The following is a 23,347-nucleotide window of genomic DNA, read 5'->3' as shown; positions in this document are numbered from 1 at the left end:
TTCTTCCTTAAGGCAGCAAGCTCTTCACGTTGATCGGTTCGGCTTCGTTCTGCGCGGAGCCTTTCGGCTTGCCAGCGATTGCCATACCTGCAACACGATAGAAGTTGTAATCAGGGTTTTTGCCGGGGCCGGAGATCAACAGATCTTCTTTCTCGTACACCAGGTCCTGACGTTTGAACTCGGCCATCTCGAAATCCGGGGTCAGCTGGATCGCGGTGGTCGGACAGGCTTCCTCGCAGAGGCCGCAGAAAATGCAGCGCGAGAAGTTGATACGGAAGAAGTCCGGGTACCAGCGACCGTCTTCGGTTTCAGCTTTCTGCAGCGAGATGCAACCGACCGGGCAAGCCACGGCGCACAGGTTGCAGGCTACGCAACGCTCTTCGCCATCGGGGTCGCGGGTCAGGACGATACGGCCACGGTAGCGTGGTGGCAGGTAGACCGCTTCTTCCGGATATTGCAGGGTGTCGCGCTTGCGAAAGCCATGGCCGAAGACCATGACCAGGCTGCGCAACTGGGTACCAGTACCCTTAACGATGTCGCCAATATATTTGAACATGGGTCAAATCCTCACTGAACCGCGACTGCAGGCGTGTTCCACAACACGACCGCAGCGGTCACCAGCAAATTGATCAGGGTCAGTGGCAGGCAGAATTTCCAGCTGAAATCCATCACCTGGTCATAACGCGGACGCGGAATGGAAGCGCGCAGCAGGATGAACAGCATGATGAAGAACGCGGTCTTCAGTGCGAACCAGACGAACGCCAGTTGCGGCAAGATGCCGAACGGACCGTGCCAGCCACCGAAGAACAGGGTGACCAACAGCGCCGAGATCAGAATGATGCCGATGTATTCACCGACGAAGAACATGCCCCATTTCATACCGGCGTATTCAATGTGGTAACCGTCGGCCAGTTCCTGTTCCGCTTCCGGCTGGTCGAACGGGTGACGGTGAGTCACGGCGACGCCAGCGATGAAGAAGGTACAGAAGCCGAAGAACTGCGGAATGATGAACCACAGGTTCTGCGCCTGGTACTCGACGATGTCGCGCATGTTGAACGAGCCGACCTGAACCACGATGCCCATCAGGGCCAGGCCCATGAACACTTCGTAGGACACGGTCTGCGCCGACGCACGCAAGCTGCCGAGCAGGGCGAACTTGTTGTTACTCGACCAGCCGGCGAACAGCACCGCGTAGACCGACAGACCGGCCATGGCGAAGAAGAACAGCAGGCCGATGTTCAGATCCGCGACGCCCCAGGTCGGGGTGATCGGGATGATCGCAAACGCGATCAGCAAGGCGGACATGGCCACCACCGGTGCCAGGGTGAAGATCACCTTGTCGGCAAACGGCGGGGTCCAGTCTTCCTTGAAGAACATCTTCAGCATGTCGGCGGCGATCTGGAACATGCCGAACGGGCCAACGCGGTTCGGACCGTAACGGTCCTGCCACCAGCCCAGCAGGCGACGTTCGACAAAGCTGAGCAACGCGCCTGCAACCACAACGGCCAGCAGAATCACGATGGCTTTGACGACCGAGAGGATCACATCGATCACTTCAGGGGTGAACCAGGTCATTGCGCTGCCTCCTGCAGACCGTCGACGGATACGCCGGCGAATGCCGGTGGAATGCCGGCGATGCCCGCAGGCAATGCCACCAGACCGGCGCCCAGTTCTTCATTGATGCGCAGCGGCAGACGCAAGGTCTGACCGGCCACGTTCAGGCTCAGCAGAGCACCGTCATTGACGCCCAGACGATCCGCTTCGGACTTGGCCAGAGCAACGTACGGAGCCGGAATGCGTTCTTGAACCGGTGCGGCTTTCGAAGAGTTCTCTTCGCTGCCGAACAGGTGATAGAACGGCACGGCTTGCCAGGTGCCCGGCGCCGGGTTGAACGCACGTGGCGCAGCGGCGAACCAGTTCAGCGAATCACCGGTGCTTTCGATCAGGCGCGTGCCCGGGTCGCCTGCACGGATGTGACCACCGACTTCGTCCTGGAACTTGTTCCACGCTTGTGGCGAGTTCCAGCCCGGCGACCAGGCAAAAGGCACTTGCTGACGCGGTTCGGCAGAGCCCGAGTAACCTTCCATGGAGAAGGCGAACGCGGTGTCTTTGTCTTGCGGGGTGCGCGGTTCGTGAACGCTGATGTCGGCGCGCATCGCGGTGCGACCGGAATAACGCAGCGGCTCACGCGCCAGTTTCAGACCCTTGATGCGGAACGCCGCGGACGGTGCAGCGTCGACGATACGCGCCAGTTGCGCGGTGCTCGAAGCCACGGCAGCGGTGACGTGGTCGAGTTGCGTCCAGTCGATCGGCTGGTTCAGCAGGGTGGCGCGCAGGGCGTGCAGCCAGCGCCAGCCTTCGTGAACCAGGATGCTCGCATCCATGTATTGCGGATCGAAAACCTGGAAGAAGCGCTGGGCGCGACCTTCCTGGCTGACCAAGGTACCGTCGCCTTCAGCGAAGCTCGCCGCTGGCAGAACCAGGTGCGCGCGATCGCTGGTAGCGGTCTTCTGATGGTCGGCAACGATCACCACTTTCGCCGCGTTCAGTGCCGCATCGACCTTGGTTTTCGAGGTGCGGGTGTACAGATCGTTTTCCAGCACAACGATCGCGTCAGCCTTGCCGTCGATGACCGCTTGCAGCGCCGCATCCACCGACTCGCCACCGAGCATGGCCAGACCGAGGCTGTTGGCTTCCGGTACGATCAGGCTGATCGAACCGTTTTTCTCGCGCAGCTTCAGGGCTTTGGCGATGTTCGCCGCCGCTTCGATCAAGGCTTTCGAACCCAGCGAAGTACCGGCGATGATCAGCGGACGTTTGGCTGCGAGCAGGGCATCAGCAATACGCTTGGCCAGTTCCAGTGCTTCAGCGTCCAGGCCTTCAACGGCCGGCGCGCTGGCATCCAGAGCGTGAGCCACGGCGAAACCGATGCGCGCCAGATCGTCTGGAGCAGCGTGAACGCACTCTTCAGCGATGTCGTCGAGTTTGGTTTCCGCCAGGCTGGCGATGAACAGCGGGTTCAGCGCGTGCTGACCGATGTTCTTCACTGCAGCGTCGAGCCAAGGCTGAACGCGCATGGCTTCGGCCATGTCTTCAGCTTTGCCTTTGACCGATTGACGCAGGGACAGCGCCACGCGGGCGGCGGTCTGGGTCAGGTCTTCACCGAGGACGAAAATGGCGTCGTGGTCTTCGATGTCGCGCATGTTCGGCACTGGCAGCGGGCTGTCTTTCAGCACTTGCAGGACCAGACGGATGCGCTCCAGTTCGGAGGCTTCGATACCCGAGTAGAAGTGCTCGGCGCCGACCAGTTCGCGCAACGCGTAGTTGCTTTCGAGGCTGGCACGCGGCGAACCGATACCGACGATGTTGCGCCCGCGCAGCAAGTCAGCGGCTTTATCCAGCGCAGCGTCGAGGCTGAGCTTGGTGCCGTCGGCCAGCAGCGGCTGACGAGGACGGTCGGTGCGGTTGACGTAGCCATAACCGAAACGGCCACGGTCGCACAGGAAGTACTGGTTCACCGAACCGTTGAAACGGTTTTCGATACGACGCAGTTCGCCGTAACGTTCGCCCGGGGAAATGTTGCAACCGCTCGAGCAGCCATGGCAGATGCTCGGCGCGAACTGCATGTCCCATTTACGGTTGTAGCGCTCGGAGTGAGTCTTGTCGGTGAACACACCGGTCGGGCAGACCTCGGTGAGGTTGCCGGAGAATTCGCTTTCGAGGGTGCCGTCTTCAACGCGACCGAAGTACACGTTGTCGTGGGCGCCGAACACACCGAGGTCGGTGCCGCCGGCGTAATCCTTGTAGAAACGCACGCAGCGGTAGCAAGCGATGCAGCGGTTCATTTCGTGGGAAATGAACGGGCCCAGTTGCTGGTTCTGGTGGGTGCGTTTGGTGAAGCGATAACGGCGCTCGTTGTGGCCGGTCATCACGGTCATGTCTTGCAGGTGGCAATGACCGCCTTCTTCGCACACAGGGCAGTCGTGCGGGTGGTTGGTCATCAGCCATTCGACAACACTGGCGCGGAACGCCTTGGATTCTTCATCGTCGATGGAGATCCAGGTGTTGTCGGTGGCCGGGGTCATGCACGACATGACGATGCGACCACGGGTGTCGTTCTCGTCGGTGTACTGCTTGACCGCGCACTGGCGGCAAGCCCCGACGCTACCAAGCGCGGGGTGCCAGCAGAAATAAGGGATGTCGAGGCCCAGCGACAGACATGCCTGTAACAGGTTGTCTGCCCCGTCGACTTCGAGCGCTTTGCCGTCTACGTGGATAGTGGCCATGGTTCAAAGGTCTTCGTTGGCCCGGTGTCAGCGGGCGTGGCTAATGGAATCTTGTTATCCGTCCGAATCCAGTCAGCCCCGAAAGGCGTCATCGGACGAAAGGCGAAGGGCACGGACCCTTCGCCTTTTAAGCGTTTACGCGCCGACTACGATCGGCCTTGCCAGAGGCGGGACGGCGCTTACAGGCGCAATACCGGCTTCGAACTCTGGACGGAAGTATTTGATGGCACTGCCCAACGGCTCCACGGCACCCGGTGCGTGAGCACAGAAGGTCTTGCCCGGGCCGAGGAAGTTGACCAGACCCAGCAGGGTCTCAATGTCGCCTGGCTGACCGCGGCCTTCTTCGATGGCCATCAGGAGCTTGACGCTCCATGGCAAACCATCACGGCACGGGGTGCAGAAACCGCACGACTCGCGAGCGAAGAACTGCTCCATGTTGCGCAGCAAGGAGACCATGTTGACGCTGTCGTCCACCGCCATGGCCAGGCCGGTACCCATACGGGTGCCCACTTTGGCGATGCCGCCGGCGTACATTTGTGCGTCGAGGTGCTCAGGCAGGAGGAAACCGGTACCGGCACCCCCTGGCTGCCAGGCCTTGAGTTTGAAGCCGTCGCGCATGCCGCCGGCGTAGTCTTCGAACAACTCGCGGCCGGTGACGCCGAATGGCAGTTCCCACAGGCCCGGGTTCTTGACCTTGCCGGAGAAGCCCATGAGCTTGGTGCCCATGTCTTCGCTGCCTTCGCGGGCCAACGATTTGTACCAGTCAACGCCGTCGGCAATGATCGCCGGCACGTTGCACAGGGTTTCCACGTTGTTCACGCAAGTCGGCTTGCCCCACACGCCGACGGCGGCAGGGAAGGGCGGCTTGGAGCGCGGGTTGGCGCGGCGGCCTTCGAGGGAGTTGATCAGTGCGGTTTCTTCACCGCAGATGTAGCGCCCGGCGCCGGTGTGGACGAACAGCTCGAAATCAAAACCGCTACCGAGAATGTTCTTGCCCAGCAGGCCCGCTGCCTTGGCTTCTTCCACGGCACGGTTGAGGTGCTTGGCGGCGGTGGTGTATTCGCCACGCAGGAAGATGTAGCCACGGTAGGTTTTCAGCGCGCGAGCACTGATCAGCATGCCTTCGATCAGCAGATGGGGCAGTTGCTCCATCAGCATGCGGTCTTTCCAGGTGTTCGGCTCCATTTCATCCGCGTTGCACAGCAGGTAGCGGATGTTGATGGATTCGTCTTTGGGCATCAGGCCCCACTTCACGCCCGTGGGGAAGCCTGCACCGCCGCGACCTTTCAAACCTGCGTCTTTCACGGTCTGGACGATGGCGTCCTGGTCCATGTCGGCGAAGGCTTTGCGCGCAGCGGCGTAGCCGTTCTTGGCCTGGTACTCGTCGAGCCATACGGCTTCGCCGTCATCGCGCAGACGCCAGGTCAGCGGGTGAGTCTCGGCCGAACGCTGAATGCGGTTGGCAGGACCGAAAGATGTCAGGGTCATACGTAGCCCTCGAGCAGTTTGGCGACGCCAGCAGGCTGCACATCACCAAAGGTGTCGTCGTCAATCATCAGCGCCGGTGCCTTGTCGCAGTTGCCGAGGCAGCAGACAGGCAGCAGGGTGAAACGACCGTCGGCGGTGGTCTGACCCAGGCCGATGCCCAGATTGTTCTGGATTTCGCTGACCACCGACTCGTGGCCACCGATGTAGCAGACCATGCTGTCGCAGACGCGAATGATGTGACGGCCGACTGGCTGACGGAAAATCTGGCTATAGAACGTCGCCACACCTTCAACGTCGCTGGCCGGGATGCCGAGGATTTCGCCGATTGCGTACAGGGCGCCATCCGGCACCCAGCCGCGTTCCTTCTGAACGATCTTCAGGGCTTCGATCGACGCCGCGCGCGGGTCTTCGTAGTGATGCAGCTCGTGCTCGATGGCCGAGCGCTCGGTTTCACTGAGGGTGAAACGGTCTGTCTGGATAAGCGTGCTGTTCATGCTTAGCGGTCCACGTCGGCCATAACGAAATCGATACTACCCAGGTACGCAATCATGTCCGCGACCATGCTGCCTTTGATCACCGAAGGGATCTGTTGCAGATGCGGGAAGCTTGGAGTGCGGATCCGGGTACGGTAGCTCATGGTGCCGCCGTCGCTCGTCAGGTAATAACTGTTGATGCCCTTGGTCGCTTCGATCATCTGGAAGGATTCGTTGGCCGGCATGACCGGGCCCCACGAAACTTGCAGGAAGTGCGTGATCAAGGTTTCGATGTGCTGCAGCGTGCGCTCTTTCGGCGGCGGCGTGGTCAGCGGGTGATCCGCCTTGTACGGGCCTTCCGGCATGTTGCGCATGCACTGGTCGATGATCTTGATGCTCTGGCGCATTTCTTCAACGCGAACCATGCAGCGGTCGTAGGCATCGCCGTTGGCAGCCAGCGGTACTTCGAACTCGAAGTTCTCGTAGCCGGAGTATGGGCGCGCTTTGCGCAGGTCGAAGTCGCAACCGGTCGAACGCAGGCCGGCACCGGTGACGCCCCATTCCAGGGCTTCTTTGGTGTTGTACTGGGCGACGCCGATGGTACGGCCCTTGAGGATGCTGTTCTGCAGGGCCGCCTTGGTGTATTCGTCGAGGCGTTTTGGCAGCCATTCAACGAAGTCTTTCACCAGTTTTTCCCAGCCGCGCGGCAGGTCGTGGGCAACGCCGCCGATGCGGTACCAGGCCGGGTGCAGACGGAAACCGGTAATGGCTTCAATCACCGTGTACGCCTTCTGGCGGTCGGTGAAGGTGAAGAACACCGGGGTCATCGCACCCACGTCCTGGATGTAAGTCCCGAGGAACAGCAGGTGGCTGGTGATACGGAAGAACTCGGCCATCATGATGCGAATGACGTCGACCTTCTCGGGCACCTTGATGCTGGCCAGCTTCTCGACCGAGAGCACGTACGGCAGGTTGTTCATCACGCCGCCGAGGTAGTCGATACGGTCGGTGTACGGGATGAAGCTGTGCCAGGACTGACGCTCGGCCATTTTCTCGGCACCACGGTGGTGGTAGCCGATGTCCGGTACGCAGTCGACGATCTCTTCACCGTCCAGTTGCAGAATGATGCGGAACGCACCGTGCGCCGAAGGGTGGTTCGGGCCGAGGTTGAGGAACATGTAGTCCTCGTTCGGGCCGGAACGCTTCATGCCCCAGTCTTCCGGACGGAAGCGTGCGGCTTCTTCCTCAAGCTGTTGCTTGGCGAGGTTGAGGCTGTACGGATCGAATTCGGTGGCGCGCGCCGGGAAGTCCTTGCGCAGCGGGTGACCTTCCCAGGTCGGCGGCATCATGATGCGCGACAGGTGCGGGTGACCTTTGAAGTCGATGCCGAACATGTCCCAGACTTCACGCTCGTACCAGTTGGCGTTCGGCCAGATACCGGTGACGGTCGGCAAGCTGAGGTCGCTCTCGGACAAGGCGACCTTGATCATCACGTCACTATTACGCTCCAGCGACATGAGGTGATAGAACACGGTGAACTCGGCGTCGCTCGGCAGGCCTTGACGTTTGGTGCGCAGACGCTCGTCCACGCCGTGCAGGTCATAGAGCATGACGTACGGCTTGGGCAGGTTGCGCAGGAAAGTCAGAACTTCAACGAGCCTGGCGCGCGCGACCCACAGCACCGGCATGCCGGTGCGGGTCGACTGAGCGGTAAACGCTTCGGCGCCAAAACGGTTGTTCAATTCAACGACCACATCCTGGTCGTCTGCCTTATAAGGCGGGATGTACAGAGCACTGCCTGTAGTCATGGTTATTTTTTCGCTTTCGGTCAACGTAAAGAATGAAGCCAGCTTCTCGTTTCTTTGTCAGAACAGATCTGGATCAGACTTCGTCAGGGCTGCGCAGATTGGTGACTGCGATTCGCTGTTCGCGGCGCTGTTCCTTCTGCGAAGGCATGTCGGCGCGATAGACGCCTTGATCACCAACGACCCAGGAAAGCGGACGACGCTCCTGTCCAATCGATTCCTGCAACAGCATCAAGCCTTGCAGAAATGCTTCAGGACGGGGCGGGCAGCCAGGTACGTAGACGTCCACGGGCAGGAACTTGTCCACCCCTTGAACCACAGAGTAGATGTCGTACATGCCACCGGAGTTAGCGCACGAACCCATGGAGATAACCCACTTCGGCTCGAGCATCTGCTCGTAGAGACGCTGGATGATCGGCGCCATCTTGATGAAGCAGGTCCCGGCGATAACCATGAAGTCGGCCTGACGCGGCGATGCCCGGATCACTTCGGCGCCAAAGCGCGCGATGTCGTGGGGCGCCGTGAAGGCGGTGGTCATTTCCACGTAGCAGCACGACAGGCCGAAGTTGTACGGCCACAGGGAGTTCTTACGTCCCCAGTTGACCGCGCCACTCAGCACGTCTTCCAGCTTGCCCATGAAAATGTTTTTGTGGACTTGATCTTCTAACGGATCGGAAACGGTTTCCCGTTCGCCAATCGGATATTGCTCGTTAGGAGCATCGGGGTCGATCCTGGTGAGATTGTATTGCATTGCCAAAGCCTCATTGTTTCAGCTTCGCCTGCCGCTTGCGACGAGCTTCCGGAGCCCAGTCAAGGGCGCCCACTCGGAACAGGTAGACAAGACCTGCCAACAGAATTGCTATGAAAACGAGAGCTTCGACGAATCCGGTCCAGCCGCTTTCGCGGACGGACACAGACCATGCAAAGAGAAAGAGGGCTTCGATATCGAAGATCACGAAGAGCATCGCGACCAGATAGAATTTGGCTGAGAGCCGCAAGCGGGCGCCACCGGTAGGTAGCATGCCCGACTCGAACGGTTCGTTTTTGCTGCGGCCCCAGGCTTTTGACCCAAGGAGGCTGGAGACGCCAAGCATGAAGGCACACAGGCCGACGACACCCAGAAGGAAAATGGCAAAGCCCCAGTTGTGGGCCATGAGTCCTGTCGCTTCGGGCATGCTGGTAATCCTTAACAGAGAGCAAAGGTCTCTGAGCTTGATAAAGAAATAGGCAGTGACGATATGTCGCAGCAATCAATCGCGCTGATTTTATGGCTAAACACCCTGCAAGTAAAATTCCTATAGCGAAATTATTTATTGGAATAAGGACATAGCGCATCTCCAATGCCCTACAGCCCATGCGTTGCGGGCATTAGGCGGGTTTATGCAAATAATGTTTTGTAGGGAATGTAACGAACATAGTTGTCGCTAAATGATAATTGATATCGTTTGCAGGGGTTTTGTAACTGTTTAACGGGATGGCAGTTGGGAAGTTGTCTTACTTGCACGTTACTGCAAGTAGCGACGGCGCCCGTTTTAGCGGATTTTTCTGACGGTTGTACCGCTCTGGATCAATGTTTTGATTCGCGACCACCCCCGACCCTGCGGGAGCGAGCTTGCTCGCGAATGCGGTTCATCATCCGACATGGATGGTGGCTGGCAAGATGCCTTCGCGAGCAAGCTCGCTCCCACAGGGTTTCGTGGCGCTTGAGCCAACACATGTCGCCTGTAGGAGCTGCCGAAGGCTGCGATCTTTTGATCTTGTCTTTTAAAAGCAAAATCAAAAGATCGCAGCCTTCGGCAGCTCCTACAGGTGAGAGTGTGTTTTCCGGGCGCAAAAAAACGCCCCGAACCAGTCGGGGCGTCAGTTTTGCGGCTCTGCGGTTAGCTTTCTATACGATCCACAGAGGCCGTTTGCTCAGCGAAGCCGAATCAGTGGAACTGTTCTTCTTCGGTCGAACCGGTCAGCGCGGTTACCGAAGACGAGCCACCCTGAATCACGGTGGTCATGTCGTCGAAGTAGCCGGTGCCCACTTCCTGCTGGTGAGCCACGAAGGTGTAACCCTTGGCGGCGTCAGCGAATTCCTGCTCTTGCAGCTTCACGTAGGCAGTCATGTCGTTGCGGGCGTAGTCGTGCGCCAGGTTGAACATGCTGTGCCACATGTTGTGAATGCCGGCCAGGGTGATGAACTGGTGCTTGTAACCCATGGCGGACAGTTCGCGCTGGAACTTGGCGATGGTCGCGTCGTCGAGGTTTTTCTTCCAGTTGAAGGAAGGCGAGCAGTTGTACGACAGCAGTTGGTCCGGGTATTCCTTTTTGATCGCTTCGGCGAAGCGACGAGCCTCTTCCAGATCCGGCTTGGCGGTTTCGCACCAGATCAGGTCGGCGTACGGCGCATAAGCCAGGCCACGAGCGATGGCTTGATCGAGGCCAGCGCGAACCTTGTAGAAACCTTCCTGGGTACGCTCGCCAGTCACGAACGGCTGGTCGTACGGGTCGCAATCGGAAGTCAGCAGGTCAGCAGCGTTCGCGTCGGTACGCGCCAGAATGATGGTCGGGGTACCGGCAACGTCGGCAGCCAGACGAGCAGCGGTCAGCTTCTGTACGGCTTCCTGAGTAGGAACCAGTACTTTACCGCCCATGTGACCGCATTTTTTCACGGAAGCCAGTTGGTCTTCGAAGTGAACGCCGGCGGCGCCTGCTTCGATCATGCTCTTCATCAGCTCGTAGGCGTTCAGAACGCCGCCGAAACCGGCTTCAGCGTCCGCCACGATTGGTGCGAAGTAGTCGATGTAGCCATCGTCGCCCGGGTTCTTGCCGGCTTTCCACTGGATCTGGTCAGCACGACGGAACGAGTTGTTGATGCGCTTGACCACGGTTGGCACCGAATCCACCGGGTACAGCGACTGGTCCGGGTACATGGATTCTGCGGAGTTGTTGTCCGCAGCCACTTGCCAGCCCGACAGGTAGATCGCCTGGATACCGGCTTTAACCTGTTGCACAGCCTGGCCGCCGGTCAGGGCGCCCATGCAGTTGACGAAATCTTTCTCAGGACGGAAGGACGGCTTGGCACCCTGGGTGACCAGGTTCCACAGCTTCTCGGCGCCCATTTTTGCGAAGGTGTGCTCAGGTTGAACCGAGCCACGCAGACGGACGACGTCAGCAGCGGAGTAAGTGCGTGTCACGCCTTTCCAGCGCGGGTTTTCAGCCCAGTCTTTTTCGAGGGCTGCAATTTGCTGTTCGCGTGTCAGTGCCATGGAGATAAACCTCGTCGCGTCTTTTATGAAAAGTTGTTCTGCGGTGGAAAATTCCTTGCTCTCGCTGACCAGAAGCTTAGGTGGTCAGGTCGGGTTCGGCGGGGCAGGCGACGGGATGAACGATGGGCTCGAGGGGAAGTGAGCAGGTAGTGGCGGACTGTGGGCGCATTCGGGCGTCGTGGGCCTCTATACGGTCTACAGTGTGAAGCCGGGTTACCTAAATACGCTTCCGTCCCTCGGGACAACTTCGTTCCAGTCGGCAACCTCGTCAAACACACCTTGTGGGCGGTACAGACACGAAGCGGTTCGCGGGGTAGGTGCGAACATCGCTTCGAAGGCCCTTGCCAGGGCCTCTGATTAGCGGGAGCGAGGCCATCATGCCTTCGCTTTTTTGCCTCGTCAAACGTTTTGTAGTGCTTTTTTTAAAGCACTACATCTTTCGTCTAATACGACTAATCAGTCAGTTTTTGGTGCTTTAGTCCAAGGCGTCGACTTTCACCCGCAAGGTCATGTCATCCCGGCCTTGAGTCGAGTAGCTGCGGGTCAGGCCCTGTTTGTCGGCCTGAGTCTGGCGATTGACGCCGGCGAGGGTGATCCATTCACCGAGGCGTCCGCTGACGGTTGTGTCGGTGCTTTGCACGTTCACTACATCGGGACGTTCCTGGCTCATGCGGTCACGATTGGTACTGATCGCCAGATGAACGATGTCGCCGGTGACGCTGGCGGTGACGTAGAAACCCTGGGTGACGTTGCGGTATTGCGTCTGGCTGCTGTAATCGCCGTAGGAATTGCTCTGGCTGCTGGTGATCGGCACACTCTGGCCGACCTGGATCAGCGCCGGCATGCCGTCGGTGGCCTGCACCTGTTGCACGCCGCCGTCACGGCTGGCAGTGCTGCGACTGATGATGCGAGTCTGCGCACCGTTGACCGAATAACCGTCGTCGCCGCGTCCGTTGTTTTCATTGGTGTCGACAGTGATCAGCAGGCGCTTGGGCGCCGTGTCGAGTTGGGTGATCAGCGCCTTGAGTTCCTGGATCTTGTCCGGGTCGGCCTTGATGATCAGTTGGTTGCCGTAGGCGCTGACCTGACCGTCCTTGCCGAGGAAGTCTTGCGCCATCGGCAGCATGTCAGTGCTGGTGCGGTAATTGAGAGGCACGATTTCTGTGGCTGCCATCACCGAAAAACTGCAACCGAGCAGCAGGGTGGTGAGCAGGGTGCGTAGGGACATGTCCGTTATCTCCGCTTTCGAAAGGCTTGATATTGCCAGTTTGTCGGCCTTGGGTGGGGCAAGTTGAATCGTAGACAGCAAAACGCCCCGGCATCCGAGAATGGCAGGGCGTTTTGTGGTGTTCTTGCTGGCCTCTTCGCGAGCAGGCTCGCTCCCACAGTAGATCTCCAGCGGACACAAATTGTGCGTCAGGCACAGATCCAGTGTGGGAGCGAGCCTGCTCGCGAAGGCTGCGCCTCGGTCTTAAGCCGAATGGCGAACCATATCGACATGCGGAATCCCGGCTTCGAGGAATTCCTCGCTGACCAGGCTGAAGCCCAGGCGCTCATAGAACGCCGTGGCTTGCACCTGAGCGCTGAGCATTTGCTGCTTCAAACCGCGCGCTTCCGCTTCGGCAATCACCGCTTGCATCAGCGCATCACCGACCTTCATCCCGCGCCAGTCTTTCAGCACCGAAACCCGGCCAATGTGCCCATCAGGCAGCAGGCGTGCCGTACCGATCGGAAAGTCGCCTTCAAACGCCAGAAAATGCACGGCGGTCGCGTCGTCCGCGTCCCATTCCAACTCAGGTGGCACCGATTGCTCGGCGATGAACACCGTTTCACGAATGCGCCGGATCTCGGCGATGTCCTTTTGCCAGTCTGCGACACGAACGCGAATCTTATTCATCAGCGAACCCCAGGCTGCCTTGCTTGACCAGTTGGCACAGCAGACTGCAACCGTCTTCGTCGTTCAGCCACTCACCGAGGTTATCGGTGTGCAGGGCGTCAGCGGCGCAGATCAGCTTCAGCAGTTCGCGCAGCTTGCCCGGCAGGTAACGGCTCTGGCCGCTGGCGAACAGCAGCAGGTCGTCATCGACTTCCGACCAGGCCAGGCGCGCACTCGGGTTGCGGATCAGGATGGCGCCATCCTGCAGGGCGGCGAGGAAATCTTCTTCCTCGATGTCTTCAGGGCCAGCCACCAATTCCGGGTAGCGCGGCTCGGTCATGTACTGGCCGAACCAGGTCAGCAGCAGGCGCTCGTCGCTCATGTGCTCGGCGAGCAGCGCTTTCAGGCGATCCAGTGCGTCGTGTTGAATCTGATGTGGATCGTTGGCCGGCTGCGCGTCGGCGTCGGTGTAGCGCTCTTCGTCAGTCAGGAACTGGCTGAGGAAGTCGGTGAAGTGGGTCAGCACCTCAGAGGCACTCGGCGCGCGGAAACCGACCGAATAGGTCATGCAGTTGTCGACCGCGACACCGCAGTGAGCCAGACGTGGCGGCAGGTAGAGCATGTCGCCCGGCTCCAGCACCCACTCTTCGGTCTCGTGGAATTCGGCGAGGATGCGCAGGTCCGCGTGTTGCAGCAGCGGGCTCTCGGAGTCGCACATCTGGCCGATTTTCCAGTTGCGCTTGCCGTGGCCTTGCAGCAGGAACACGTCGTAGTTGTCGAAGTGCGGACCGACGCTGCCACCCGGGGCGGCGAAGCTGATCATCACGTCGTCGACGCGCCAGCTCGGCAGGAAGCGGAAGTTTTCCAGCAGTTCGCTGACTTCCGGTACGAACTGGTCAACCGCTTGCACCAGCAGGGTCCACTCTTTTTCCGGCAATTTGCTGAATTCGTCTTCAGCGAACGGACCGCGACGCAGTTCCCAAGGGCGCTCGCCGTGCTCGATCACCAGGCGCGATTCGACTTCTTCTTCCAGGGCCAGGCCGGCCAGTTCGTCGGCGTCGATCGGGCTTTCGAAGTCAGGAATCGCCTGACGGATCAGCAGTGGCTTTTTCTGCCAGTAGTCGCGCAGGAATTCGCGTGCAGTGAGGCCGCCCAGAAGTTGAAGAAGAATATCGGAATTCATATGTAACCTATTGAAAAAAAGCACTTTTCAGACGGGAATAAAAACGCCCGGCGCGGCCGGGCGTCTCAAACGGATCAAGCGGTCGATCAGATGCGTTTGGCTTGCGCTACAGCGTTGCCGATGTAGTTGGCCGGAGTCAGTTGCTTGAGCTCGGCTTTCGCTTGCGCTGGCATGTCCAGGCCGTCGATGAAAGTCTGCAACGCTTCAGGGCTGATGCCCTTGCCGCGGGTCAGTTCTTTCAGCTTCTCGTACGGGTTTTCGATGTTGTAACGGCGCATCACGGTCTGGATCGGCTCAGCCAATACTTCCCAGCAAGCGTCGAGGTCAGCGGCAATCTTCTGCTCGTTGAGCTCCAGTTTGCTGATGCCTTTGAGGCTGGCTTCGTAGGCGATCACGCTGTGGGCGAAGCCGACACCGAGGTTGCGCAGTACGGTGGAGTCGGTCAGGTCGCGCTGCCAGCGGGAGATCGGCAGTTTGCTCGCCAAGTGCTGGAACAGTGCGTTGGCGATACCCAGGTTGCCTTCGGAGTTTTCGAAGTCGATCGGGTTGACCTTGTGCGGCATGGTCGACGAACCGATTTCGCCAGCGATGGTGCGCTGCTTGAAATAACCCAGGGAGATGTAGCCCCAGATGTCACGGTCGAAGTCGATCAGGATGGTGTTGAAGCGCGCGATCGCGTCGAACAGCTCGGCGATGTAGTCGTGCGGTTCGATCTGCGTGGTGTACGGGTTGAAGCCCAGGCCCAGCTCGTCTTCGATGAAGGCGCGGGCGTTGGCTTCCCAGTCGATCTGCGGGTAGGCCGACAGGTGTGCGTTGTAGTTGCCGACAGCGCCGTTGATCTTGCCCAGCAGCGGCACGGCAGCGACTTGAGCGATCTGGCGCTCGAGACGGTAAACCACGTTCGCCAGCTCTTTACCCAGAGTGGTCGGGGAAGCCGGTTGGCCGTGGGTGCGCGACAGCATCGGTACGTCGGCGAAACGGATGGCCAGTTCGCGGATGGCGTTAGCAGTCTGGCGCATCAGCGGCAGCATCACGTCGTCACGGCCTTCGCGCAGCATCAGGGCGTGGGACAGGTTGTTGATGTCTTCGCTGGTGCAGGCAAAGTGGATGAACTCGCTGACCTGGGCCAGCTCCGGCAGCTTGGCCGCCTGCTCTTTGAGCAGGTATTCGATCGCTTTGACGTCGTGGTTGGTGGTGCGCTCGATTTCTTTGACGCGCTCGGCGTGCTCCAGCGAGAAGTTTTCAGCCAGTTCGTTAAGAACGGCGTTGGCCTCGGCGGAGAAGGCTGGCACTTCAGGGATGCCAGCGTGGGCTGCCAGGCGCTGGAGCCAGCGCACTTCAACCAGAACACGGGCACGGATCAGGCCGTACTCGCTGAAAATCGGGCGCAGGGCCTGGGTTTTGCCGGCGTAGCGGCCGTCAACAGGGGAAACCGCAGTGAGCGAAGAAAGCTGCATGGGGTGTTCTCGGACAGTCGGGCAACGAAATGGGGCGCGTATCATACATGAAAAAATCCGCCGGTCCGTTGCCAACTGACCGGCGTATTACGCGTTACAGACTACAAAGCTTTTATTGTGCGGCGTTTTACTCGCTGCGCATCAACGGATACAGCTCTTTGAGCAGCTTGCGCCGGCTGATCACCAACTGCCAGCGATGGCCGCCGAGCTGCCGCCACAGGCGCGCCGAACGAATGCCGGCGAGGAGCAGGGCGCGGATTTTCGAGGCATTGCTCGGTTGCTGCAGGTTGCGCATGTCGCCGTGCACCTGAATGCGTTGGCGCAGCGTGCTCAGGGTGTCCTGATACAGCGCGCCGCAAGCCGCAACCACGTTTTCGTGGGCCGGGCCGAAATGTTCGACCTGCGACTGGATTTGCGGCAAGCGCTTGCCGATGGTGTCGAGCATGTCGTTGCGCTTGGCCAGTTGACGCTCCAGGCCGAGCATCGACAGGGCGTAGCGCAGTGGCTCGCGTTGCAGCGTGCTCGGGTCGCGTTCCAGTGCACCGATCAGCGCTCGATAGCCTTCGCGCAGATTGAGGTCATCGCCGCCGTAGACGTCCAGCGTGTCTTTCGGGTCGCGCACCAGCAGACTGCCGAGCATGCAGATCAGGCCGGCTTCGTTGGTCTGGCCGGTCTTGGCGATCCGGTCGACCAGCACGGCGGCGAGAAATACACCGCCCAGCGCCGTCAGTTGCTCCTGAGTCGGGCTCATGCCTGGCCGCTCCACGGCTCGGCGACTTCGATCACGCCGCCACCGAGGCAGATTTCACCGTCGTAAAACACCACGGACTGGCCCGGCGTCACCGCGCGTTGCGGCTCGTCGAACACGGCGCGGTAGCCGCTGGCGGTTTTTTCCAGGGTGCAGGCCTGATCGCTCTGGCGATAGCGCACTTTGGCGGTCAGGCGCAGCGGCTGGCTCAGGTCGATCGGGTTGACCCAATAGATTTCCGAAGCGAGCAGGGCGCCGGAGAACAGCCACGGATGGTTGTTGCCCTGGCCGACGATCAGTTCGTTGGTGTCCAGGTCCTTGCGCAGCACGTACCACGGCTCATCACCGGCGTCTTTCAAGCCGCCGATGCCGAGGCCCTGACGCTGACCAATGGTGTGATACATCAAGCCGTGGTGACGGCCGATGACTTCGCCTTCAGTGGTTTTGATTTCGCCCGGTTGCGCCGGCAGGTATTGCTTGAGGAAGTCGCTGAAACGACGCTCGCCAATGAAGCAGATCCCGGTGGAATCCTTCTTCTTGGCAGTCGCCAGCTCGTATTTCTCGGCAATCGCACGGACTTCGGGTTTTTCCAGTTCGCCGACCGGGAACAGGGTCTTGGCGATCTGTTCGCCGCCAACGGCGTGCAGGAAGTAGCTCTGATCCTTGTTCGGATCGAGGCCTTTGAGCAATTCAGTGCGGCCATCGATGTCACGGCGGCGCACGTAGTGGCCGGTGGCGATCAGGTCGGCGCCGAGCATCATGGCGTAGTCGAGGAACGCCTTGAACTTGATCTCGCGGTTACACAGGATGTCCGGGTTCGGCGTACGCCCGGCCTTGTATTCAGCCAGGAAGTGCTCGAACACGTTGTCCCAGTACTCGGCGGCGAAGTTAGCGGTGTGCAGCTTGATGCCGATCTTGTCGCAGACAGCCTGAGCATCCGCCAGGTCGTCCATGGCGGTGCAGTATTCCGTTCCGTCGTCTTCTTCCCAGTTCTTCATGAACAGGCCTTCCACCTCATAACCCTGCTCGATCAGCAGGAGAGCGGAAACGGAAGAGTCCACGCCGCCGGACATGCCGACAATGACGCGCTTCTTGGATGTGTCAGAAGGGGCTGGATCACGCATAGGGATTCAATGAGTGTCTTGAAAAAGGACGCGATTCTAGCAGGCTCGCGGCCTCAAGGCTAAAGAGAAGGGCGGATCAGTTCGAGGCTGAAGTGATGACCGGCCAGATAATCGTCGATGCAACGGATGATCAGCTCGCTGCGCCAGTTGTCGCGTTGAGCGATTAATTCGTCGCGGGTCAGCCACTTGGCGCCGACGATGCCGTCGTCGAGTTGATAATCCGGGTGGTGTTTGACGGCTTTGGCGCTGAAGCACACGCGCTGGTAAGTCACGCCGTTGCTCGGCGCGGTGTACAGGTAAATGCCGATGACACCGGTGGGTTCAACGTCCCAGCCGGTTTCTTCGAGGGTTTCGCGCACGGCGGCGTCGATCAGGGTTTCGTCCGGGTCGAGATGGCCGGCCGGCTGGTTGAGTACGTTACGCCCGGCCTTGTGTTCTTCGACCATCAGGAAGCGACCGTTGTCTTCGACGATGGTGGCGACGGTGATGTGGGGGAGCCATTCCATAAACCTTCCTCAATATTCAGGTTAAAACCCAATCCCCTGTGGGAGCGAGCCTGCTCGCGAAAGCGGTGGGTCAGTCAATGAAGATGCTGAATGATAAACCGCATTCGTCGGAACGCCGCCCGGAGCAGGCTCGCTCCCACAGGGGATTTGTGTGAACCCTAAAAACACAAACCCCGGCACAGGGCCGGGGTTTGTGATGTTCCCATTACAACCTTATACCAGCGCAGCAATCGCCGCGTTGAGGGTTGCGCTTGGGCGCATGGCCTTGCTGATCAGTTCGGCATTGGCGTGGTAGTAACCGCCGATGTCGACTGGCTTGCCCTGAACGGCGTTGAGCTCGGCAACGATGGTTGCTTCGTTCTCGGTCAGGGTCTTGGCCAGGGTCGCGAACTGCGCTTGCAGTGCAGCGTCTTCAGTCTGGGCAGCCAGGGCCTGAGCCCAGTACATTGCCAGGTAGAAGTGGCTGCCGCGGTTGTCGATGTTGCCGACTTTGCGCGATGGCGACTTGTTGTTGTCGAGGAACTGGCCAGTGGCCTGGTCCAGGGTTTTCGACAGCACCAGCGCTTTCGGGTTGTTGTAGTTCACACCCAGGTGCTCAAGGGACGCTGCCAGTGCGAGGAACTCGCCCAGCGAATCCCAGCGCAGGAAGTTCTCTTCAACCAGTTGCTGCACGTGCTTCGGTGCCGAACCGCCGGCGCCGGTTTCGAACAGGCCACCGCCGTTCATCAGCGGCACGATCGACAGCATCTTGGCGCTGGTGCCCAGTTCCATGATCGGGAACAGGTCGGTCAGGTAGTCGCGCAGGACGTTGCCGGTCACCGAAATGGTGTCCTTGCCTTCGCGGGTGCGCTGCAGGGTGTACTTCATGGCATCGACCGGCGCCATGATCTGGATGTCCAGACCGGTGGTGTCGTGATCCTTCAGGTAAGCCTGAACTTTCTCGATCACTACGCCATCGTGAGCGCGCATCGGGTCCAACCAGAAGATTGCTGGCGTGCTGCTTGCGCGGGCACGGTTGACGGCCAGTTTGACCCAGTCCTGGATCGGCGCGTCTTTGGTCTGGCACATGCGGAAGATGTCGCCGGCTTCAACAGCCTGTTCCATCAGCAGGGTGCCTTTGCTGTCGGTCACGCGAACGACGCCGTCAGCCTTGATCTGGAAGGTCTTGTCGTGCGAGCCGTACTCTTCGGCTTTCTTCGCCATCAGACCAACGTTTGGCACGCTGCCCATGGTGGTCGGATCGAAAGCGCCATTGGCTTTGCAGTCTTCGATCACAGCCTGGTAGATGGTCGCGTAGCAACGATCCGGGATCACAGCCTTGGTGTCGTGCAACTGACCGTCGGTGCCCCACATCTTGCCGGAGTCACGGATCATTGCCGGCATCGAAGCGTCGACGATAACGTCGCTCGGTACGTGCAGGTTGGTGATGCCTTTGTCGGAGTTGACCATCGCCAGCGATGGGCGAACGGCATAGACCGCAGCCATGTCGGCTTCGATCTGAGCTTGTTGCTCAGCCGGCAAGGCCTTGATGCGCGCGTACAGATCGCCGATGCCGTTGTTCAGGTTGAAGCCGATCTCGGCCAGCACGTCAGCGTGCTTGGTCAGGGCGTCTTTGTAGAACTCGGCAACGATCTGGCCGAACATGATCGGGTCGGAGACCTTCATCATGGTTGCTTTCAAGTGAACCGAGAGCAGCACGCCTTGTGCCTTGGCGCTGTCGATTTCAGCAGCGATGAACGCGCGCAGGGCGTTTTTGCTCATCACGGCGCAGTCGAGGATCTCGCCGGCCTGAACGGTGGTTTTCTCTTTCAGAACGGTCGCGGTGCCGTCTTTGGCGATCAGTTCGATCTTCACGGCGTCAGCGGCGTCGATCAGGGCAGCTTTTTCGCTGCCGTAGAAATCGCCGGTGCTCATGTGAGCGACGTGGGACTTGGAGTCTTTGGCCCAGGCGCCCATTTTGTGCGGGTGCTTGCGAGCGTAGTTCTTGACCGACAGCGGCGCGCGACGGTCCGAGTTGCCTTCGCGCAGAACCGGGTTCACGGCGCTGCCCTTGACCTTGTCGTAACGCGCCTTGGCGTCTTTGTCGGCGTCGCTGGTCACGGTTTCCGGGTAGTCCGGCAGGTTGTAACCCTGAGCTTGCAGCTCTTTGATCGCGGCTTGCAGCTGTGGCACCGAAGCGCTGATGTTCGGCAGCTTGATGATGTTGGCTTCAGGCGTAACGGCCAGGTCGCCCAGTTCGGCGAGGTGGTCGGCTACGGCTTTGTCGCCCAGTTGCTCGGGGAAGCTGGCCAGAATGCGTGCTGCAAGAGAGATATCGCGGGTTTCTACGGCGATATCGGCCGAGGCGGTGTAAGCCTCGATGATCGGCAGCAGGGAATAGGTGGCGAGGGCTGGGGCTTCGTCGGTGAAGGTATAGATGATCTTCGAGCGGGTGGGCATATTCGGATTAACTCTCTCTTCTTTGCTAAAGCGTGCGCAGAAACTCGAGGGGCGCCGGGTAAGCGCGTTCGTTCAAAGTCATCCATGAACCGAATGTCGAGATTCTTCGCGGTGATGTTGGGTGCATCAGTAGAGCGTCAAGCAGTCAGGCTGCGGTAACAACCCGACCAATCAGGCGGAAAGTCTCGTGCTAGAGAGGCCAGCCGTCGTGACCCTGTGGTCAGCGGGCGGCATTATACATAGGTAGCTGGCAATCTGCCGATGGTTCATATGCAACGATTCTCGTCCATTGGTCTAAAGGTCGCAGGGCAGGGTGGGGCGTAGAGTCGTCGCGAATGCTTGAGTTTGGCGCTTTTCCCTTTGCTTTCAGGCTTGTACGAAACGAGATGTAGCTGCGCCACGAACAGAGGGTTTGCGTGTTGATTTAACTGGGTTACGCTCGAACCAAGCCAGATGTTCAATCCAAACAATGGAGTTCAGCATGGGTTACAAGAAGATTCAGGTTCCAGCCGTCGGCGACAAAATCACCGTCAATGCAGACCATTCTCTCAATGTTCCTGATAACCCGATCATCCCCTTCATTGAAGGTGACGGCATTGGCGTCGATGTCAGCCCTGTGATGATCAAAGTGGTTGATGCTGCCGTAGAGAAAGCCTACGGGGGCAAGCGCAAGATTTCCTGGATGGAAGTCTACGCTGGCGAAAAAGCGACCCAGGTCTATGACCAGGACACCTGGCTGCCCCAGGAAACTCTGGACGCCGTGAAAGATTACGTCGTCTCCATCAAAGGCCCGCTGACGACCCCGGTCGGTGGCGGTATCCGTTCCCTGAACGTGGCCCTGCGCCAACAACTCGATCTTTATGTGTGCCTGCGCCCTGTGGTCTGGTTCGAAGGTGTGCCGAGCCCGGTGAAAAAGCCCGGCGACGTCGATATGGTGATCTTTCGCGAGAACTCCGAAGACATTTATGCCGGTATCGAATGGAAGGCCGGCTCCCCTGAAGCCACCAAGGTCATCAAATTCCTCAAAGAAGAAATGGGCGTCACCAAGATCCGTTTCGACCAGGATTGCGGTATCGGCATCAAGCCTGTTTCCAAAGAAGGCACCAAGCGTCTGGTGCGCAAGGCCCTGCAGTATGTGGTGGACAACGATCGCAAGTCGCTGACCATCGTGCACAAGGGCAACATCATGAAATTCACCGAGGGTGCCTTCAAGGACTGGGGCTACGAGGTGGCGAAGGAAGAATTCGGTGCCGAGTTGCTCGATGGCGGGCCATGGATGAAGTTCAAAAACCCGAAAACCGGCCGTGAAGTCATCGTCAAGGATGCCATCGCCGACGCCATGCTCCAGCAGATCCTGCTGCGCCCGGCCGAATACGACGTGATCGCCACCCTGAACCTCAACGGTGACTACCTCTCCGACGCATTGGCGGCGGAAGTAGGCGGTATTGGCATCGCGCCGGGTGCCAACCTGTCCGACACCGTGGCCATGTTCGAAGCCACCCACGGTACTGCGCCGAAGTATGCCGGCAAGGATCAGGTCAACCCGGGTTCGGTGATTCTGTCGGCGGAGATGATGCTGCGTCACCTGGGCTGGACCGAAGCGGCAGACCTGATCATCAAGGGCACCAATGGCGCCATCAAGGCCAAGACCGTGACCTATGACTTCGAGCGTCTGATGGAGGGTGCCACGCTGGTGTCTTCTTCGGGCTTCGGTGATGCGCTGATTTCACATATGTAACTGAAGCGGCTGTAACAAAAGTGCCCGGCTCGAGTGATCGAGCCGGGCACTTTTTTTCTGGCAGGTGGTTCAGTCAGGTCAGCTGGTTACCGGTTGCTGCTGGACGGCGCTCGAGACGGCGTCTTTCGCGGTCTCGACGTTTTTAATCTCGGTCGCATGCAGGCCTTTGGGGCCTTGCACAATCTCAAAGCTGACGGCTTGCCCTGCCTTGAGGGTTTTGTACCCGTCCATTTTGATGGCGGAGTAATGCGCAAAGAAATCAATCTCTTTGCCATCCTCATCGCGGCCTTCACGGGCGTCGGTATTGATAAAGCCGAATCCCTTGGCATTGTTGAACCATTTCACCTTGCCGACAGCCATGCTCAAATCCCTCTGCAACAGACTCCATCGCTGGAGTATCATCCAATTCATCCGCAATCTAATCCGTTAAAAGGATTGACTCCGCGGATCTTTTTTACCCACTGTGGGCTCTATTGGTTGTAACACCGTTTTCCCGATAGTCAAGGTGACCGGGCAGTCGGAGTTGAAAACGCGTACAACCGCCCCCACCACTGTATTTGCACAACTGACGAACCTTTCTTTCCATGCATGCAATCAGCCAGATTCGACTAACATTCAATCAGGATCGCCCGCTTCTCCAAAAGGATCTTCCACAGGAGCACGACGACGATTCGGCAGGCGTTGCTGTTCAGGAAGCAAAGCCTGCGTTACAGGCGCCGCCGATGTACAAGGTGGTTTTGTTTAATGATGACTACACACCGATGGATTTCGTCGTCGAAGTGCTCGAGGTGTTTTTTAACCTGAATCGCGAGCTGGCGACCAAGGTCATGCTGGCCGTTCACACAGAAGGACGGGCAGTATGTGGAGTGTTTACCCGCGACATCGCCGAGACAAAGGCCATGCAGGTCAACCAGTACGCCAGGGAAAGCCAGCATCCGCTACTCTGTGAAATCGAGAAGGACGGTTAATC

Annotated in this window: 20 protein-coding genes; 2 read left to right on the top strand and 18 right to left on the bottom strand. The window is 59.2% G+C overall.

Going from position 1 to position 23,347, the window contains the following annotated elements:
• Positions 1-7: 7 nt before the first annotated feature.
• The 17 genes from nuoI to P3G59_RS18340 form a co-directional block, all read right to left on the bottom strand.
• A complete protein-coding gene (gene nuoI, locus P3G59_RS18420) occupies positions 8-556 on the bottom strand; it encodes an NADH-quinone oxidoreductase subunit NuoI (protein WP_007920177.1) in 549 nt (182 codons plus the stop codon).
• An 11-nt stretch (positions 557-567) separates the two neighbouring features.
• Complete coding sequence (nuoH, locus tag P3G59_RS18415) at positions 568-1,575, bottom strand: NADH-quinone oxidoreductase subunit NuoH (RefSeq protein ID WP_007920179.1); 1,008 nt, start codon at positions 1,573-1,575, stop codon at positions 568-570.
• A complete protein-coding gene (nuoG, locus tag P3G59_RS18410; protein ID WP_277758426.1) occupies positions 1,572-4,286 on the bottom strand; it encodes an NADH-quinone oxidoreductase subunit NuoG in 2,715 nt (904 codons plus the stop codon). Before nuoG ends, nuoH begins: the two co-directional genes overlap by 4 nt.
• Positions 4,287-4,421: 135 nt before the next feature.
• On the bottom strand, positions 4,422-5,774 hold the full coding sequence (gene nuoF / locus P3G59_RS18405) for an NADH-quinone oxidoreductase subunit NuoF (protein ID WP_212809465.1): 1,353 nt from the start codon (positions 5,772-5,774) through the stop codon (positions 4,422-4,424).
• Positions 5,771-6,268, bottom strand: a complete 498-nt coding sequence (nuoE, locus tag P3G59_RS18400; RefSeq protein ID WP_003223804.1) for an NADH-quinone oxidoreductase subunit NuoE — start codon at positions 6,266-6,268, stop codon at positions 5,771-5,773. Before nuoE ends, nuoF begins: the two co-directional genes overlap by 4 nt.
• 2 nt (positions 6,269-6,270) lie before the next feature.
• Entirely contained in the window at positions 6,271-8,055 is a 1,785-nt protein-coding gene (gene nuoC, locus P3G59_RS18395; RefSeq protein ID WP_277758425.1) for an NADH-quinone oxidoreductase subunit C/D, read from the bottom strand.
• A gap of 73 nt (positions 8,056-8,128) precedes the next feature.
• Positions 8,129-8,803: an NADH-quinone oxidoreductase subunit B gene (locus P3G59_RS18390; protein ID WP_003223809.1), complete on the bottom strand. Its 675-nt coding sequence runs from the start codon at positions 8,801-8,803 to the stop codon at positions 8,129-8,131.
• A gap of 10 nt (positions 8,804-8,813) precedes the next feature.
• A complete protein-coding gene (locus tag P3G59_RS18385; RefSeq protein ID WP_003223812.1) occupies positions 8,814-9,227 on the bottom strand; it encodes an NADH-quinone oxidoreductase subunit A in 414 nt (137 codons plus the stop codon).
• Positions 9,228-9,980: 753 nt separating this feature from the next.
• Positions 9,981-11,306 (bottom strand): isocitrate lyase, encoded by a 1,326-nt coding sequence (gene aceA / locus P3G59_RS18380; RefSeq protein ID WP_016775277.1) that lies wholly within the window; start codon positions 11,304-11,306, stop codon positions 9,981-9,983.
• A 475-nt stretch (positions 11,307-11,781) separates the two neighbouring features.
• A complete protein-coding gene (locus tag P3G59_RS18375; protein ID WP_277758424.1) occupies positions 11,782-12,534 on the bottom strand; it encodes a secretin N-terminal domain-containing protein in 753 nt (250 codons plus the stop codon).
• Positions 12,535-12,777: 243 nt separating this feature from the next.
• Positions 12,778-13,203: a GNAT family N-acetyltransferase gene (locus P3G59_RS18370; protein WP_025108996.1), complete on the bottom strand. Its 426-nt coding sequence runs from the start codon at positions 13,201-13,203 to the stop codon at positions 12,778-12,780.
• Entirely contained in the window at positions 13,196-14,365 is a 1,170-nt protein-coding gene (locus tag P3G59_RS18365; protein ID WP_277758423.1) for a cupin domain-containing protein, read from the bottom strand. The genes P3G59_RS18370 and P3G59_RS18365 overlap by 8 nt, the downstream gene beginning before the upstream one ends.
• A gap of 86 nt (positions 14,366-14,451) precedes the next feature.
• Positions 14,452-15,822, bottom strand: coding sequence for an adenylosuccinate lyase (purB, locus tag P3G59_RS18360; RefSeq protein ID WP_122661290.1), 1,371 nt, complete (start codon positions 15,820-15,822; stop codon positions 14,452-14,454).
• A gap of 127 nt (positions 15,823-15,949) precedes the next feature.
• Complete coding sequence (hflD, locus tag P3G59_RS18355) at positions 15,950-16,573, bottom strand: high frequency lysogenization protein HflD (RefSeq protein ID WP_277758422.1); 624 nt, start codon at positions 16,571-16,573, stop codon at positions 15,950-15,952.
• Positions 16,570-17,694 carry a tRNA 2-thiouridine(34) synthase MnmA gene (gene mnmA, locus P3G59_RS18350; RefSeq protein ID WP_127928939.1) on the bottom strand — a complete coding sequence of 375 codons (1,125 nt, stop codon included), beginning with the start codon at positions 17,692-17,694 and terminating at the stop codon, positions 16,570-16,572. Before mnmA ends, hflD begins: the two co-directional genes overlap by 4 nt.
• A 59-nt stretch (positions 17,695-17,753) precedes the next feature.
• Positions 17,754-18,200, bottom strand: coding sequence for an NUDIX hydrolase (locus P3G59_RS18345; RefSeq protein WP_102358980.1), 447 nt, complete (start codon positions 18,198-18,200; stop codon positions 17,754-17,756).
• Between the two features lie 213 nt (positions 18,201-18,413).
• Positions 18,414-20,639, bottom strand: coding sequence for an NADP-dependent isocitrate dehydrogenase (locus tag P3G59_RS18340; protein WP_277758421.1), 2,226 nt, complete (start codon positions 20,637-20,639; stop codon positions 18,414-18,416).
• A 481-nt stretch (positions 20,640-21,120) separates the two neighbouring features.
• On the opposite strand from P3G59_RS18340, the gene icd reads away from it, so the two are divergent.
• Positions 21,121-22,377: an NADP-dependent isocitrate dehydrogenase gene (gene icd, locus P3G59_RS18335; RefSeq protein WP_277758420.1), complete on the top strand. Its 1,257-nt coding sequence runs from the start codon at positions 21,121-21,123 to the stop codon at positions 22,375-22,377.
• A gap of 78 nt (positions 22,378-22,455) precedes the next feature.
• Here the strand turns inward: icd and cspD are convergent, their stop codons facing one another.
• Entirely contained in the window at positions 22,456-22,737 is a 282-nt protein-coding gene (cspD, locus tag P3G59_RS18330) for a cold shock domain-containing protein CspD (RefSeq protein ID WP_277758419.1), read from the bottom strand.
• A 224-nt stretch (positions 22,738-22,961) separates the two neighbouring features.
• Between cspD and clpS the strand changes: the two genes are divergently transcribed.
• Positions 22,962-23,345: an ATP-dependent Clp protease adapter ClpS gene (gene clpS, locus P3G59_RS18325; RefSeq protein WP_011334948.1), complete on the top strand. Its 384-nt coding sequence runs from the start codon at positions 22,962-22,964 to the stop codon at positions 23,343-23,345.
• Positions 23,346-23,347 lie beyond the last annotated feature (2 nt).

This window comes from Pseudomonas sp. A34-9 (genome assembly GCF_029543085.1).
Classification (GTDB): domain Bacteria; phylum Pseudomonadota; class Gammaproteobacteria; order Pseudomonadales; family Pseudomonadaceae; genus Aquipseudomonas.
The sequence above is the reverse complement of the archived record's forward strand: the minus strand, read 5'-3'. Positions and strand labels throughout refer to the sequence as shown.